Here is a 15,012-nt window from a genome sequence, read left to right as displayed (position 1 = left end):
GCCCTCAAAACGCGAAGCACGCGCAGCCCAACGCACCCCAGAAACCGCGCAGGTCGTCGGTGGGTGCAGCATGCTGCGCCGCGTGCCCGTGCACGCCGTGGGCGCGACAGCTGTGGCCGAGCACGTGCGCCGCAGCAGACAATCCGCTGACCACGCCACCCACGTGATAGCCGCCAGAGCGATTCACCGGCGACCAGTCCGGCATGGCCGGTGGCAGCGTGGGTGCCAGCGCGGCAAAGTCGCCGTCACCGTGTACAACACGCCCACCCAACACGGTCAGCACGCTGGTAATGTCGGCGATGGCAGCATCGTCGACGCGAAAATAATCGTCGGACAAGACGATGAAGTCGGCCAACTGCCCTACCGCCAACGTGCCCTTGGTTGCCTCGTCGCCAGAAAACCAGGCGCTACCCTGCGTCCAGAGCCGCAATGCCTGTTCGCGATCGAGTAGATTCTCTTCGCCGTACAAGGCCAGGCCACCGACGGTGCGGCCGGTGACCAGCCACGACAGCGCCACCCACGGGTTATAGCTGGCCACGCGCGTGGCATCGGTGCCCGCGCCGACGGGAATCCCCGCTGCCAGCATGCGCCGTACCGGCGGCGTTTGTTTCGCAGCCTGCATGCCGTAACGCTGCACGAACGCTTCGCCCTGGTAAGCCATGCGATGTTGCACGGCGATACCGCCATTCAAGGCGCGAATGCGGTCGATATTGCGTGGCGTGATGGTTTCGGCGTGATCGACGAACCAATGCAGGCCATCGAACGGAATGTCGGCATTGACCTTTTCGTACACATCGAGAATGCGCCCGATGCTTTCGTCGTAGGTTGCATGGATGCGGAACGGCCAGCGCTTTTCCACCAGCAGTCGCACGACCTGCTCCAGCTCAGGTTCCAACTCCGGCGGCAGCTCGGGACGCGGCTCGCTGAACTGCTCGAAGTCTGCAGCAGAAAATACCAGCATCTCGCCGGCGCCATTGTGGCGTAGCAGGTCGTCGCCCTTGCGTACCGGCAGTAACTCGGTCCAGCCACGGAAGTCTTCGACCTCCTTGCCCTTGTTCTGGGTGAACAGGTTGTAGGCGATGCGCACGCTCAGTTGATCAGCCGCGTGCAGCTGTTCGATGACGTGGTAGTCCTCCGGATAATTCTGGAAACCGCCGCCGGCATCGATCACCGAGGTGATCCCCAAGCGGTTGAGTTCGCGCATGAATTGGCGGGTCGAATTGGCCTGATACTCCAGCGGCAGGCGCGGGCCCTTGGCCAGGCTTGCGTAGAGGAGCAAGGCGTTGGGCTTGGCCAGCAGCAGGCCGGTTGGATTGCCGAATTTATCGCGTTCGATGCGTCCGCCTGGCGGATCCGGCGTAGTCTTGTCGTAACCACAGGCACGCAGCGCTGCGCGGTTGAGCAAGGCGCGGTCGTACAGGTGCAACAGAAACACCGGCGTATCTGGTGCGATGGCGTTGATTTCGTCGAGCGTCGGCAGGCGCTTTTCGACGAATTGATAGACGGTGAAGCCGCCGACCACGCGCACCCACTGCGGCGCTGGCGTGAGGTCCACCTGCGCCTTCAACATCGCCATCGCATCGGCCAGCGAGCGCACGCCATCCCAGCGCAGCTCCAGGTTGTAGTTGAGCCCGCCGCGAATCAGATGGGTGTGGCTGTCATTGAGGCCGGGCAACAGGCGTCGGCCTTGCGCATCGATGCTGCGGGCGCCAGCTGCCAGCGCCATGATCTGTGCGTCGTCGCCCACCGCCACGATGCGTCCATCGGCCACTGCGATGGCGGTGGCGCTGGGCTGGCGTGGATCGAGGGTGGTGATGCGTGCGTTGCGAACGACAAGATCGACCATCGGAGACTTCCTTGCAGCAGACCAAGCGCCGGGCAAGGCGCCCAACGCAAGACCGGCGGCGGCGCCCTGCATCCACAGGCGTCGCCCGGCATCGTGATCATTCGGTCCGCCGCTCATGCCGCACCACGCCTGCGCAGCCCATCCAGCGACCATGCGCCACCGCCGGCGGCGACCAGCCCCAGCAACACCAGCAGCCACATCAGCGGGTATTCCATCCCGCCATGCATCCAGAACCAGCCTTTGGGCACGGCCACCACGACGGTGGTGGCGATGAACACCGACGCCAGCGCAGCACTGAGGCGCGTCCATAGACCCAGTGACACCGCCAGCCCCGAGAGCGTCTGCACCAAGGCCAGCAGCAACGGCAACGGTTGCGCAGACGGAAAGCCGAATTGCTGTAATTCAGCGGTAAATCCAGCCAGTCCCGGTCCACCAAACCATCCAAGCAACTTGCCCAGGCCATGCGGCAGCAGGAAACCGCCACCGGCAATGCGCAGCATCAGCCATGCCGCTGCAAGGCCGGCATTGCAGCGTGGTGCCGATGCGTTCAATGCCCGCCTTCCTGCGCGCCGAACATGGTCTTGGCGTACTGAATGCCGATGCCGTAGCCGCCCGCATGCGCGCGCGCGATGCCGGTGGTCAGGTCGTAGGTATCGCTACGTGCCCAATCGCGCTGCAATTCCAGCAGGTACTGCACGCTGGTGATGGGTGCGGCGCCGGCCTGCACCATGCGCGTCACTGCACGTTCGTGCGCTTCATCGCTCACATCGCCGCAGGCATCGGTGATGACGTAGACCTCGAACCCCTGCTCGATCGCCGACAGCGTCGGGCCGACGATGCACACGCTGGTCCACAGCCCGGCAACCACCAGACGCTGCTTGCCGATGGCGTTGACGCGATCGATCACACCCTGGTCTTCCCAGGCATTCATGCTGGTGCGATCGAACACCGGTTCGCCGGCAAAGATCTCCGGCAGCTCGGGAAACAGCGGGCCGGAGAACGATTTCTCTGCGACGGTGGTCAGGATCACGGGCACCTTGAAACCTTTGGCGCCCTTGGCAATCAACGCCACGTTGTTGCGCAGCGCCGAGATGTCGATGGTGTGCGTGGCGAACGCCATCTGCGATTGGTGGTCGATCAGAATCAGGGTGTGATCGCCGGGCGATAGCAAGGATGTGCCGGGCACGGCAGTTGCGGTGGTCATGCGTGTTGCTCCAGGGAAAGTGAAATAGAATGACCAACGCACCGCTGCGCAGTTGACATGTGTGCGTTGCCGCATGCATCCATCGCCATCTGCGCGGCGAACCGCGCAGGGGTACAACCAGTCGCATTGCGAAAGCTGCGAACGAAGTGGCTTTGATCGAAGAAGCACAGATCGTTGGCGATCTGGCTGATTGTGTGGCGGCCTTCGCGCAGCAGCGCCTGTGCACGTTCGAGCCGACGAAGGCGCAGGTATTCCATCGGGCTGGCACCGATCGCATCACGAAACACGCGCGCGAAATGGAAACGGCTCATGCAGGCAGCTTCCGCGAGATGCGCCACGCTCACAGGCTCATACAAATGCGTGTCGATGTACTGCATTGCGCGAGCAACAGCGCGCGCACGCGGCGCCTGCGTTTGCACGTGTGCTGCGGCACGCATATCGGGGCCACCGACAACAATCAGAGGTGCCATGCTGCGTCTCCGCGGGGAACTGGCCCTATGGTGCGAGGGACATCCTCACCGCCCTACCCCTGATGGTGAGGCGAATCGCTCCCCCTTTTGGGGTAGTGCTGTCCGTGTTCGGCCATGGGGCAGCGTGGATGTGATGCGCGCTCGGCGCAGCGCTGCGTCGTCCACCGATACAACGCACGTCGTCGAATCGAAATAACGCAAACGCATCGCAGAACATCCGCATCGCACCAGGCAGCCAGCGCGTCGCCTTTCAGCAATGCGATCAGCACAGAGATCAAGCCAGCGCGACCACCAAGCGAACGCCACTGCGATCCGTTGCAGCGGAGTTGCAGCATGCCGAGCGTTACGTGCTGCCCTACAAATTCGCGCAGCACGCTGCCGCATCACACGTACGCCGTTGCGGCGGGCGCTAACCGATTTCGCCGCGCACGTCCCTCCCTCGAAAGAGGTGGTGGTGCTTGCCCCGATCCCGCCTGACAATGATGCGATGCCGCATGCCCCCCTCATCCGTTCGCCGTTCTTGTCGCGCTTGTGCGCGGCTGCGGTGGTGACGCTGTGCTGGGTAGTTCTGCTCTGCGCGCCGGTCCGGGCGGCCGGCATCGCGACGACGCGCAACGGGCTACTGCAATTCCACCACACCGCCTGGAGCATCGAGCGCGGTGCACCGGCCGATATCTGGGACATCCAGCAAGCCGACGGCGGTGCGTTGTGGCTGGCGACCGGCTTCGGGCTGTTCAAGTTCGACGGCGAACACTTCACCCGGCAGGCAGCACCGGAGGGCGAAGCCTACGCATCGCACAACATGACGGCGCTGTCGCTGACCGCGGACGATGGCGCGTGGATCGGCTATTTCAACGCCGGCATTGATCGCCTGGCCGACGGTCACCTCACCCATTTCGTCCCTGGCAAGGATGTGCCGGACGGGATGGTGTTCCGCATCGAACGCGATGGCAGCGGCCGTCTGTGGGCGGCAATCGATGGCGGGCTGTGCTGGTTCGACGGGCAACGCTGGCAGCGGGCGGGCGCCGACTGGGGCTACCCGGAAGCAAGCGCGCAATGGCTGCTGCACGATCGCCGCGGCATCCTGTGGGTGAGCGATGGCAGCCGCATCCTGTTGCTGCGGCCCGGCGGACAACGCTTCGAATCCACCGGACAGCAGGTCGGGCACTTCACCACCATGGCCGAGCATCCGGATGGCACGATCTGGGTCGCCGATCCGCACCGCGGCGTGTTCGCGCTGACCGACACGCATGGCGCGGTGTTATCCGCCGCAGCACGCGACCAGCTGCAGTTTCCCGGCCTGTTTGCGGGTCGCATCCGGTTCATGCGCGACGGCGCGCTGTGGGGCAGCGACTACAGCGCAGGCGGGGTGTTCCGTGTCGCCCAACCCACGTCGCCGGCGCCGGTGCTGGAACGCTATGGTCCGGTGCAGGGTCTGACCTCGTCTACCGCCGGCCCGCTGCTGGAAGATCAAGAAGGCAATCTGTGGGCCGGCACCAACCTTGGGCTCAACCGCTTCCGCCACCGCGCGCTGCTCCCGCTTTCGGCGTTGCTACCCGGGCAGACCACCGCGGTGGCGATCTTCGCGGCCGCAGCCACGCCGAACGCACCGCTGTTGCTGGCGGTCCTGCGCGATGAGCGCCAGCTGGCATTGACGCGTTCGGGCATCGAACGCCTGCAACGCGGCGCTCCTGCCAGCGTGTTGAAAGTGCCCTCCACCGCCAACGGTTGGCTACTCGGTGACAACCACCTGCTACGCCTGCAGGAAGGACGCACGCAATCCCTGCCCTTACCGCAGGACGTGCTAACCGGCTCGATCCGCGCGTTCACCGTCGATGCGCAGAACGCTCCCTGGGTATGCCCCGACGCCAGCGGCCCGCAGCGCTGGGATGGCAATCGCTGGCAGGCGATGACCCGCCTGCTGGACGAACCCTGTTCCGTCCTCGTCACCGCGCCCGATGCCGCACTATGGATGGGCACGGTCAAGGGCGAGGTCAGCGTGCTGCGTGGCGGGCAGCTGCAGCACTACACCGCCAACGACGGCTTGGCGGTCGGCCCGATCACCGCGATCTGGCGCAGCGCCGCCCTGACCCTGGTGGCCGGCGAAAGCGGGCTTGCCGTGCTCCGTCACGATGGCCGCTTCCAGCAAGTGGCCGATCAGGCAAATCCGCTGCTGCAGGGCATCACCGGCATCGTGCGCGACCGCCACGACACCTTCTGGTTGAACGGCAATCGCGGCGTGGTGCAAATCGGCAGGCAGGCGTTGTTGCGCAGCCTGCGCACCGGAGTGGCCAGCCCAACCCTGCGCGTGTACGACATCATGGATGGCCTGCCCGGCGTCGCCCAACAGGCCACCCCGGTACCCACCGCGGTGGCCGCTGCCGATGGTCTGCTCTGGTTCGCCACCAACCAAGGCATGGCCTGGCTTGATCCCGAGCACACCTACCGCAACCCGACCGCGCCGGAGGTGTTCATCACCGACGTGGTCGCTAACGACCGTCTCTACCCGCGTCAGGATGGCCTGCACCTGCCCGAAGGGACCGACCGCCTGCGCATCGGCTACGACGCAATCAGCCTCACCCGCCCGGAACGCGTGCGGTTCCGTTACCGGCTGGAAGGCGTGGATCCCCGGTGGCAGGACGCCGGCAACCGCAACGAGGCCTTCTATACCAACCTCGCGCCAGGCCGTTACCGCTTCCGGATTGCTGCGGCCAACAACGATGGGGTCTGGAACGCGCGCGGCGACACCCTGGATTTTGTCATCGAGGCCGCCTTCGTGCAGACCTGGCAGTTCAAGGTGTGCTGCGTGCTGGCCCTGCTGCTGGCGCTCGGCATCGCTTGGCGGATGCGCGCCCGGCACGTGGCCGGTAGGCTGCGCGCGCGCCTGGAAGAGCGTTATCGCGAACGCGAACGCATCGCCCGCGAATTGCACGACACCTTGCTGCAAGGCACCCAGGGGCTGATCCTGCGGCTGCATGCCGCCAGCCGCTCGCTGCCCTGGAACGACCCGCGTCGACTGGAGCTGGAACAGGCCGTCGACCTGGCCGAAAACGCACTCGCCGAAGGCCGCGACCGCGTCAACGGGCTGCGCGACAGCCAATCCCTGCACGAAGACCTCGCCGCTGCCATGCAACGGGCGCGCAACGCCACCATGCCGCCGCCGAGCGCCGCACTACAGGTCTCTGTCGACGGCCGGCCCATGCGCTTGCGCCCCCTGGTGGCCGACGAGCTGTTCCAGCTCGGCCGCGAAGCGCTGGCCAATGCCGACCGGCACGCCGATGCCACCGGCATCGCGCTGGAATTGCGTTACGGTTCACGTGACTTCACGCTGCGCATCCGCGACGATGGCCGCGGCCTGGACCCGGATGTGCTGCACGGCCACGCCCGCACCGGGCACTGGGGTCTGACCGGCATGCAGGAACGCGCGCAGCGCATCGGCGCCAAGATGCAGCTGTGGTCGCGCCCCGGCAGCGGCACCGAAATCCAGATCACCCTGCCCGCCCATGCCGCTTATGTGCACGCCAGACGATGCTGGTGGCCATTTCACACAGCACGATCCACGGAGAGCTCCAATGGCTGAAATGGTCCGCCCAACCGGGGTGCTGGTGGTAGACGACCATCCGCTGCTGCGCGATGGGCTCAGCGCCATGCTCGCCGCCGAACACGACATGCGGGTGGTCGGCGAAGCCGAAGACGGCGAGCAAGCGGTGGCCTGCTACACCCGCCTGCGTCCGGACGTGGTGTTGATGGATCTGCAGATGCCGCGCGTGGACGGAGTCGAAGCGATCCAGCGCATTTGCCGTGTCGATTCCGCTGCCAAAGTCATCGTGTTGACCACATATACCGGTGACGTGCGTGCGGTGCGCGCCCTGCAGGCCGGCGCCTGCGGTTACCTGCTCAAGAGCGCACTGCGCCGCGAGTTGGTCGACACCATCCGCGACGTGCGCCGCGGCCAGCGCCGGCATGTTCCGGCCTCGGTGGCAGAAAACATTGCCGCCCATGTGCTCGACGATGCCCTGTCCGCACGCGAGACCGAGGTGCTGAACCTGGTCGCCACCGGCTGTTCCAACAAACAGATCGGCAGCGCCTTGAGTATCTCCGAAGAAACGGTCAAGGCGCATATGAAGAACATCCTGGCCAAGCTCGGCGTACGCGACCGCACCCATGCGGTCACCGTCGCGCTGCGGCGTGGCATCCTGTCGTTGGACACCTGAGCAGACGAACGGTCGCCAAGCGACCGCCTCCATAGCTGGCAAGGCAAAACGGCCTGTTGGCCCGCTCCATGCGGGAGCGAATGTTGAATCAACACACACGCAGAGGCGAGAAGCGCATCACAAAATAGATCGGCTTGCGCTATCGTATGCATGGGGTGCGGCTGGGGAGCCGCTTCAGCATGGCTTTCATCGGCCGCTAGTAACCAAGACACCAACCATCGCACTGCGCAACGCGCGCAGTGTCGTACATTTTTCTTAATGCGTTCAGGGGGAATGCAATGCTTCGTCACTCTTTGCGGGTGCGCCTGCTGCTGCCGGTATTGGCCTTGGGGCTGATCGTGATGTCGGGACTAACTGTGATCCTGGCTGTTACCGAAGCAAGACGGATCGAGTCTGAAACCGAAGCGTCGATCCGACGTACCTCGATTCTGAGCCAGACCATGTTCTCGCTTACCCGCGAGATGCTGCTCGATCGCGTCGACGTCTCCATGCGCAATCTGCGCAAGCAAGTCGATGAGCTAGGCCCGGCCAGTCAAGGGAACCAAGTCCGCGTCGGGCGCCGCACTGCCAACGACATACTGCTGGGTCAGAAGTCGCAGGCCAATACGTTCGGCTTGGTCGACGCCGCCACTTCCAGCTTGGTCGACGACGGCGCTTCCATCAGTAAGCAGGGCAACGCAACGATTTTTTCTCGTGCCGGCGACGACTTCGTTCGTATCTCCACCAACATCACCAATGCCGATGGCAATCGCGCCGTCGGCACCGTGCTCGATCCGAACAGCAAGGCCGCTGGCAAGCTGCGCAATGGAGAGAGCTTCTATGGTGTGCTCGATGTTCTCGGCAACCCATATGTGACTCGCTACGAACCGATCTTTGCCGACAACGACAAACGCGTCATCGGTGCTTTGGCTATCGCCTACAAGGCCGATACGCCTGAGCTGGCGACCGTGATCGGCAGCCGTAGCATGCTCTCGTCTGGCTTCGTCGCGGTGTTGGACAGCAAGAATAAATTGCGCTTCCAGTCGACCACTGGTTCCACCACCGATAGCGCCACCATCGAGCGGATCGTCAAGGAGAGCCCGGAAGACTGGGTGGTGGTTAAAGAGGAGATACGCAATTGGGGCTTCACCTTGGCATCGGCCTATCCCAAGAGCGACATCAACACCTTGATCTTGCATCAATCGTTGTGGATTGCCGGCATCGGCCTGCTCGTCTGCGCACTCATGGTCGGCGTGCAGTCCGCGCTGATCTGGAACCGCGTATTGCGCCCCGTCCAGAACCTCACCGCCGTGGCGGAAGAACTCAGCATGGGCAAATGGAATCACACCATCGCCGAGGTCAACCTCAAGGACGAGATCGGCACCCTGGCAAGGGCGATTTCGCGCTTGTCCAATAGCGTGCGCCTGGCGATGGAGCGGCTCAGCAAACGCTGAGCCAGCCCTTCCCATCCGAACGAATGAGGCAAGGAAGACGGCATGTCCAATGAATTCCCTCCGCTGATCGAGGTGCTGCGCGAACTCAGGGCGTTGGCGCTGAAAAAAGCGTCCGGCTTTCTGTTTATCGTCACCGAGGAAAACCATTCCTGCATTGTCCGCATCAACAGCGGGCAGATCGAAGAGGTGGTATTCCGCATGCTGCGCAATGATGAGGCGGTGCAACGCCTCACCATGGTTGGCGCCGCGAAGGCCCGCTTCCAGGTCGACCCCAGTGCCGGCCTGGGCAAGCCATCGCTACTGAGCGACGACTCGCGCCAGTGGTTGATGGGCGGCTTCGAGCAGGACCTGGGCGGCGCCCCTGCTCCGGCGCGTGCCGTCGTGGCACCGACCCCGGCACCTGCGGCACCCGTTGCAAGCGCGAGTGCGGCGCCGGGTTCCAGCGGCAATAACGCTGGACCCGACGATCGCGTCCGCGATGCACTGGAAGCGATCGCGCTGAATTATCTCGGCCCAATCGCCGGCATGCTGTGCGATGAAGCCTGGGACGCCTCCAGCGACATCGAGCAGGTGCTTAGCCAGCTCGGCACCAACCTGGCAACACCGCAGGAAGCGCAGAAGTTCATGGCTGATGCGCGTGTGGCGCTGGCCAAGCTGCGCTGACCTGCAACTGCAATAGATCCAGGATCAAGCCGCGCATTGCGCGGCTTTTTTTGCGCCCACGCGTGCGGGGATCGTTGAATTATCGGTGGCTAATCCGAACTTTTCACGCTGATGCCATTCAAGAACACGTCGACAAGATGTCCGATACGCGATTTCGATGAATGATCATTTTCGACTGCAAGGGAAATCGCAGTGACCATGCAAATGAAATCCTCATAAGTGACGTCGCGACGGATCGTACCCGCGTCCTGCCCGCGCTGAAGCAGCCGGCGGCCTTCCGCGGTGATCGCATTACAGCCGGGCGTCCCGCATTGGATAACAGCCCCAATCGAAGCAGCAAGGCTCTGATAAATGCTCGTGTTCCTGGCAAGTTCTTCCAGGTACGCGCGTACCGCCTCGCCTGGGGCAAGGTCCCGGTCGCGCGTACGGCTGGCTTGCGCCAGCGACAGGAAACGCTCGTTGCTGGTCGCAGCCAACAATGCCTCGCGCGTGGGAAACCGACGATAAAGCGTACCGATGCCGACACCTGCACGCTTGGCAACTTCCTCCAACGAGACACCAGCTCCTTTTTCGAGAAAAAGCGCTTCAGCTGCAGAAAGGATAAGTTCCCGATTTATCTTCGCGTCAGCCCGCAGTGCAGGTTCATCACTCACTCGTTTCCCACCTTCTTGTTGTCAAGTGGAGGCTACCTCCATATCATAAGTGGAGCAACCCTCCACATATCTGAAAAGGCACCGGAAAATGACGAAACGTTTTGAAAACAAAGTGGTGGTGATCACTGGGGGCAGCGATGGCATCGGTCTGGCAACGGCGAAGCTGTTCGCCATGGAAGGCGCGCACGTGTACATCACGGGGCGTCGGCAAGAAGCACTTGCCGAGGCCGTAAAGGAAATCGGTTACGGAGCAGTGGGTGTGCAAGGCGACGTCACCAACTCCGGCGACGTCGCTCGGCTTTACGAACGGATCCAACGCGATCACCACAAGGTCGATGTCGTGTTCGCCAATGCAGGCATCTACGAGGTCGTCCCACTCGATGCGATCGACGATCCGCATTTCGACGCGACCTTCGACGTCAATGTGAAAGGCATGGTGTTCACCGTGCAAAAAGCGCTACCGCTGATGACCGCGGGCAGCGCTGTCGTCCTCAACGGCTCCATCGCCGGCAGTAAAGGTCTGCCAGGCCAGTCTCTTTACAACGCCAGCAAGGCAGCGGTGCGCTCCTTCGCCCGAAGCTGGACCAACGACCTCAAGGAGCGAGGCATCCGCGTGAACGTCGTCTCGCCTGGTGGCACGCAAACGCGCCTGATACGGAGCTACCTCGACTCGCAACCGGAAGTTGAAGAGACGCTGAGCAAAAGTGTTCCGCTAGGACGGTTGGCGGAACCGAACGAGGTAGCGCGGGCAGTCCTATTCCTGGCATCAAGCGAGAGTAGCTTTGTCGCCGGACATGAGCTTTTCGTCGATGGCGGTGTCGCTGCGGTTTAGGCCTTGGGCAAGTCGCGTGCGGTGCATGGCGATCCCTGCGCGTGGAGGCCGTGCTGATCGTCGCGGTGGCCACGGTGGTGGTGTTCGGCACGTTGGCGATGGTTCTGTATCCGGTGTTGTATCACCTGATCGCGCACTACCGCGTGTTCGAGCTGTCGCCGACGGCATACGGCGTGTTCGCCGGCTCCACCATTCACGAAGTGGCACAGGTGGTCGCGGCCGGTCGCGCCGTCAGCGAGTAGACCGTCACTACCGCCGTCATCGCCAAGATGGTGCGGGTGATGCTGCTGGCGCCGTTTCTTGCTGCCCTGTCGGCCCATCTTTCTCGCGCCGATGGCAAGCACGCAGAGGTGTTAGAGAACGAGGCTGGTCCTGACCAAGGCCACGCCGCGCAGCGCGGCGGCATTGTGATTCCCTGGTTCGCGCTCGGATTCTGTGTGGTCGCCGGACTCAACTCACTGGCGCTGCTGCCCCGTGCGCCGGTGCAGCAGATGATCGACATCGACACCGTCCTGCTCGCGATGGCCATGGCCGGACTGGGCCTGACGATGCACGTCTCGGCCATCCGCAACGCCGGCATCAAGCCGCTGGCACTCGCGGCCGTGTTGTTTGCCTGGCTGGTTTGCGGCGGTGATGCCATCACTGTCGGCATCACCGCCCTGCTCAACTGACGCGGCGCCTCGGATGGGCGCTGCCCATCAAGGCGTGGAGGCACACGGGAACGCCTGCGCCAGTGCCTCGACCACCAGCGTGGCTGCGCTTTGTTGCAGGCGCTCGGCGGGCAAACCGCGTTGATAGCTGTAGACCCGATCGACCAGCTCGTGCGGAAGCATCTGCCCTTCCCCGCACCATCGCACACCACTGCTGGCATCGGCCACGCCTTCGATGTAGGCCATCGCGCGCGTACTCGCCAATTGACGTCGGGCCTGGTTACCACTCGCCACGCCGCCCTGTTTGCCCTCGATCCCCTGCATCAACTCGGCGCCACTGACGATCCAGTCGCGCTTACCGCTGGCGTCGTCCGAACCCGCCCATGCAGCGGGCATCACTGCGCAGAGCAAGATCGCCGTCAGCATCCGGCGACGACTGCAAACATCCATCCAACGCATACGTGGCTCCCGCGATAATGAGTAGCGTTGCCAACAGCTGCGGTTTCTCGTGTGTCCGTCATGCGCAAGACACACACCACAGAATCTAGCCTACACCGTAGATACCGTCCCGCCGTCGATCCGGTATTCAGACCCCGCGATCGAGGCCGCGCGCGGGGAGGCCAAGAAGACGATCAAACCGGCGTCTATAAGGGTTTTCACCACTGCAGCGCCCAGGCCCAGCGTGCCGCCGGTGACCACGGCCTGGTGGCCGGTCAGATGCAGGTCGAAGCTGATACCGTGACCTCAAGCGATGCGATCAGGCCGCGTTCGAGGCGAAAGCGATACGACAACACGACCGGGCTGCCGGGAAAATTGCCGCCGACGTTGGCGCGCACGCAGTGGATGCCGTCCTCGCGCTCAATGGCGAACGGCACGCTCGTTGCGGCGTACTTGGCCGATGCCTCGGCCATGAAAGCCTTGATCGCGTCGATGCCCGTATAGCGGTGACCGTCGTCGGTCATGACGGCGTGCGCGGTGAAGCAATGCGCCAAGGCGTCGGGGTCGTGCTCGGCCGCGAAGTACGCGGCAATCGGCTCGGGAAGGGTCCAGATGTCCATGTTGCTAGCTCCGTCGAGTGAGTGGAGGCCTCAGCATGCGCACCGAAGTGAATTCAGTGAATACTCTAGAATCCGGATGGGCTAGGCAGAAAGGAATGCATAATGCGCGGGGCTGATTTTGCTGAGCTGAAAGCCTTCGTGGCCGTGGTGGAGCGTCAGAGCTTTGCGCGGGCCGCAGAGCATCTGGGCCTGTCGCCGTCGGCACTGAGTCAGACCATTCGTCAGTTGGAAGGGCGCATCGGCGCGCGCCTGTGAATCGCACGACGCGCAGCGTCGCGCCGTTCGGCAAGTGGCGAACTGCTCTACAACCGCATCGCGCCGCTATTTCGCGAGATGGCGGCTGCCGTCGCCGAAGCCGGTGAAGCCACAGGCCAGATGCGCGGGACGCTGCGCATCAACACGCTGGGAATTGCAGCACGAACCATCATTGCGCCCCGGCTGGCGCGCTTCCATCACGCACACCCCGACGTCGTGCTCGACCTCGTGGTCGACGACGCGCCGGCCGACATCGTCGTTGGCCGTTTTGATGCGGGCATCCGCGTCGGCGGCCAGCTTGAGAAAGACATGGTTGCGGTCCGCCTGACGCCGGATCTGAACATGGTCGCCGTCGCGTCCCCGGGCTACCTCGCGCGTCGAGGAACGCCCAAGTCGCCTGCCGAGCTGCATGACCATGCATGCATCAACTGGCGGCTGCACATGGACGGCAGGCACTATCGCTGGGAGTTCGAAAAGCGCGGGCAACGCCTGGAAGTGGCGGTGGACGGCCCTGTGGTCACCAATCACGCCGATATCGGCATTGCTGCCGCGTTGAATGGGCTCGGCATCGCTTACCACTTCGAGCGGGATGGCGTCGGCGCGTTATTGGCTCAGGGACGGCTGGTCCAGATCCTGGCGGACTGGTCGATTTCGCGGCCGGGGCTGTTCCTCTACTACCCGAACAGGCAGCATCGGCCAGCTCTCCTGGGCGCTTTCATCGACTGCCTGTTGGACCGACCACCGTTCGATCTCCTTGAGCCTTAGGCCCATGCCCCATCGCGAAATCGGGATGGAGCTACAGGTTTCCAGACGACGCCGCAGGCTGAAGCAGAAGCCGTACCAACGGATTCGGAAAGCGCCGCGACATGGTGACGGCATGGAACGTCTCCACGATGTCCGGAAATTGATCGCCTTCCATCAGTGCGCCAGCGGCAATCTCGTCTTTGACCACGATCGGTGGCAGAACGGCCAGGCCGATGTCCTCGCGGGCAAGTAGTCGCATCATCGCCATGTCCTCCACTTCCGCCACGATCTGCGGCCGCACGCCCAGGCGATCGGCCAACGCGTCGAAGCCGATGCGCACGCTGCTATCGACCGTGGGCAAGATGATGGGGTGGTTGCGAAGCCGGTCGGCGAAGCTGGCGGCATGGCCCAACCGATCCGGTGTCCCCACCAGGCTGACCGGATACTCCGCAAGCCGGTGGGTGACGAATGGGGACAGCGCGTCACCGGCCGGGGCCCGATTCAGCAGCACCACGTCGAGGTTGAGCGCCTCCAGCGCGCGCAGCAGTTCACCTGCGCTGCCCGAACGCAGAATGAGGTCGATGTCGGTGCGGCCGAGCAGTGGGCCCAGGAACTCCATCTGGAAGTTGCGCGACAGCGTGGCCAGCGAGCCGACGCGCAGCGCCTGCCGCGCCGCACCTGTCTGCCGCAGCGTGCCGAGCAGCTCATCGCCGGTGGCAAAGATCGCATCGGCATGGTCCAGCACGATCTGCCCCGCTTCGGTCAGATGGAGTTGCCGCCCGCGGCGTTCGAACAGCGCATGTCCAAGGCGCTCTTCCAGTTTGCGGATCTGCACCGACAACGCCGACTGGGTGAGGTTGAGGCGCTCGGCCGTGCGGGTGAGATTGCCGTCGTGCGCGACTGCCCAGAAGTAGCGCAAGTGGTTGTAGTTCAAGGCGGCCATATCGTTCGATAATAACGAACGAATCTGCAAGAACAATGAATTTTTTT

At 63.7% G+C, this 15,012-nt stretch carries 15 protein-coding genes and 1 pseudogene; 8 read left to right on the top strand and 8 right to left on the bottom strand.

All coding sequences use genetic code 11. The annotated features are described in order from the left end of the window. Positions 1-4: 4 nt before the first annotated feature. From M0D43_RS21240 to M0D43_RS21225, 4 genes are all read right to left on the bottom strand, one after another. Positions 5-1,846, bottom strand: coding sequence for an amidohydrolase (locus M0D43_RS21240; protein WP_260807588.1), 1,842 nt, complete (start codon positions 1,844-1,846; stop codon positions 5-7). Positions 1,847-1,959: 113 nt separating this feature from the next. Next, entirely contained in the window at positions 1,960-2,397 is a 438-nt protein-coding gene (locus M0D43_RS21235; protein WP_260807587.1) for a DoxX family protein, read from the bottom strand. Continuing rightward, a complete protein-coding gene (locus tag M0D43_RS21230; protein ID WP_260807586.1) occupies positions 2,394-3,050 on the bottom strand; it encodes a hydrolase in 657 nt (218 codons plus the stop codon). The genes M0D43_RS21235 and M0D43_RS21230 overlap by 4 nt, the downstream gene beginning before the upstream one ends. Next, positions 3,047-3,487: a helix-turn-helix transcriptional regulator gene (locus M0D43_RS21225; protein ID WP_260808304.1), complete on the bottom strand. Its 441-nt coding sequence runs from the start codon at positions 3,485-3,487 to the stop codon at positions 3,047-3,049. Before M0D43_RS21225 ends, M0D43_RS21230 begins: the two co-directional genes overlap by 4 nt. 520 nt (positions 3,488-4,007) lie before the next feature. On the opposite strand from M0D43_RS21225, the gene M0D43_RS21220 reads away from it, so the two are divergent. The 4 genes from M0D43_RS21220 to M0D43_RS21205 all read left to right on the top strand — a co-directional run bounded on the left by M0D43_RS21220 (position 4,008) and on the right by M0D43_RS21205 (position 9,830). Beyond that, complete coding sequence (locus M0D43_RS21220; RefSeq protein ID WP_260807585.1) at positions 4,008-7,100, top strand: sensor histidine kinase; 3,093 nt, start codon at positions 4,008-4,010, stop codon at positions 7,098-7,100. Continuing rightward, positions 7,093-7,734 (top strand): response regulator, encoded by a 642-nt coding sequence (locus M0D43_RS21215; RefSeq protein ID WP_260807584.1) that lies wholly within the window; start codon positions 7,093-7,095, stop codon positions 7,732-7,734. Before M0D43_RS21220 ends, M0D43_RS21215 begins: the two co-directional genes overlap by 8 nt. A 278-nt stretch (positions 7,735-8,012) precedes the next feature. Further along, positions 8,013-9,167 carry a Cache 3/Cache 2 fusion domain-containing protein gene (locus tag M0D43_RS21210; protein ID WP_252165144.1) on the top strand — a complete coding sequence of 385 codons (1,155 nt, stop codon included), beginning with the start codon at positions 8,013-8,015 and terminating at the stop codon, positions 9,165-9,167. A gap of 42 nt (positions 9,168-9,209) precedes the next feature. Continuing rightward, on the top strand, positions 9,210-9,830 hold the full coding sequence (locus M0D43_RS21205; RefSeq protein ID WP_252162907.1) for a DUF8082 domain-containing protein: 621 nt from the start codon (positions 9,210-9,212) through the stop codon (positions 9,828-9,830). A gap of 89 nt (positions 9,831-9,919) precedes the next feature. On the opposite strand, the gene M0D43_RS21200 is transcribed toward M0D43_RS21205, so the two are convergent. Beyond that, a complete protein-coding gene (locus tag M0D43_RS21200; protein ID WP_252162906.1) occupies positions 9,920-10,483 on the bottom strand; it encodes a TetR/AcrR family transcriptional regulator in 564 nt (187 codons plus the stop codon). 88 nt (positions 10,484-10,571) lie between these two features. Here M0D43_RS21200 and M0D43_RS21195 point away from each other — a divergent pair, with 88 nt between their 5' ends. Together M0D43_RS21195 and M0D43_RS21190 are read left to right on the top strand one after the other, a co-directional pair. Continuing rightward, positions 10,572-11,315 carry an SDR family NAD(P)-dependent oxidoreductase gene (locus tag M0D43_RS21195; RefSeq protein WP_252162905.1) on the top strand — a complete coding sequence of 248 codons (744 nt, stop codon included), beginning with the start codon at positions 10,572-10,574 and terminating at the stop codon, positions 11,313-11,315. Beyond that, positions 11,312-11,986 (top strand): annotated as a pseudogene (locus M0D43_RS21190) (YeiH family protein); the annotation flags it as partial. The gene M0D43_RS21195 and the pseudogene M0D43_RS21190, both read left to right, overlap by 4 nt. 27 nt (positions 11,987-12,013) lie before the next feature. Here M0D43_RS21190 and M0D43_RS21185 read toward each other — a convergent pair. Both M0D43_RS21185 and M0D43_RS21180 read right to left on the bottom strand, forming a co-directional pair. Then, positions 12,014-12,391 (bottom strand): Rap1a/Tai family immunity protein, encoded by a 378-nt coding sequence (locus M0D43_RS21185; protein ID WP_252162904.1) that lies wholly within the window; start codon positions 12,389-12,391, stop codon positions 12,014-12,016. A 287-nt stretch (positions 12,392-12,678) separates the two neighbouring features. Then, the gene (locus tag M0D43_RS21180; RefSeq protein ID WP_252162903.1) at positions 12,679-13,023 is read right to left on the bottom strand and encodes a nuclear transport factor 2 family protein; all 345 of its coding nucleotides are present in this window, start codon (positions 13,021-13,023) and stop codon (positions 12,679-12,681) included. 102 nt (positions 13,024-13,125) lie between these two features. On the opposite strand from M0D43_RS21180, the gene M0D43_RS21175 reads away from it, so the two are divergent. Next, positions 13,126-13,278 (top strand): helix-turn-helix domain-containing protein, encoded by a 153-nt coding sequence (locus tag M0D43_RS21175; protein ID WP_252162902.1) that lies wholly within the window; start codon positions 13,126-13,128, stop codon positions 13,276-13,278. Positions 13,279-13,356: 78 nt separating this feature from the next. Continuing rightward, a complete protein-coding gene (locus tag M0D43_RS21170; RefSeq protein ID WP_252162901.1) occupies positions 13,357-14,043 on the top strand; it encodes a LysR substrate-binding domain-containing protein in 687 nt (228 codons plus the stop codon). Between the two features lie 31 nt (positions 14,044-14,074). Here the strand turns inward: M0D43_RS21170 and M0D43_RS21165 are convergent, their stop codons facing one another. Beyond that, positions 14,075-14,965 carry a LysR family transcriptional regulator gene (locus tag M0D43_RS21165; RefSeq protein WP_252162900.1) on the bottom strand — a complete coding sequence of 297 codons (891 nt, stop codon included), beginning with the start codon at positions 14,963-14,965 and terminating at the stop codon, positions 14,075-14,077. Between the last annotated feature and the right edge of the window lie 47 nt (positions 14,966-15,012).

It is taken from the genome of Xanthomonas prunicola (genome assembly GCF_025266575.1).
GTDB classification, from domain to species: Bacteria; Pseudomonadota; Gammaproteobacteria; order Xanthomonadales; family Xanthomonadaceae; genus Xanthomonas; species Xanthomonas prunicola.
Note: the sequence above shows the minus strand (reverse complement) of the source record. Positions and strands in the feature narration are given on the sequence as shown.